Source organism: Zavarzinella formosa DSM 19928, from assembly GCF_000255705.1.
In the GTDB taxonomy this organism is placed as follows: Bacteria; Planctomycetota; Planctomycetia; order Gemmatales; family Gemmataceae; genus Zavarzinella; species Zavarzinella formosa.
On record NZ_JH636447.1, the window covers coordinates 84,974 to 85,315 of the forward strand.

Annotated in this window: 1 pseudogene; it reads left to right on the forward strand. The window is 67.8% G+C overall.

From position 1 onward, the window contains the following. Nucleotides 1–342 (forward strand): annotated as a pseudogene (locus tag BGIM_RS65205) (hypothetical protein); the annotation flags it as partial.

Here is a 342-nt window from a genome sequence, read left to right on the forward strand (position 1 = left end):
GCCGACACGATTACCTTTGTCCCCGTGGACAACACGGGCGCGTTGTTCGACGTGATGCTGAACGGCAAAACCCTGCCGGGCGGCCCCTACGCCCCGAACGGCCACTTGCTGGCCTACGGCCTGGGGGGCAACGACAACATCAGCGTGAAGATCTCGACGTCCAACCCGGCCGTGGAATCGGTCATCCCGGCGATCCTCTCCGGCGGCGACGGCAACGACAAGATCTCGGTGATCGCCAGCGCCGCCGCCAACGTGTTGCTCGGCGACGCGGGGAACGACACCCTGACCGCCGGCGCCGGGCAGGATGTGCTGATCGGCGGGGCGGGCGCCGACGAACTGATC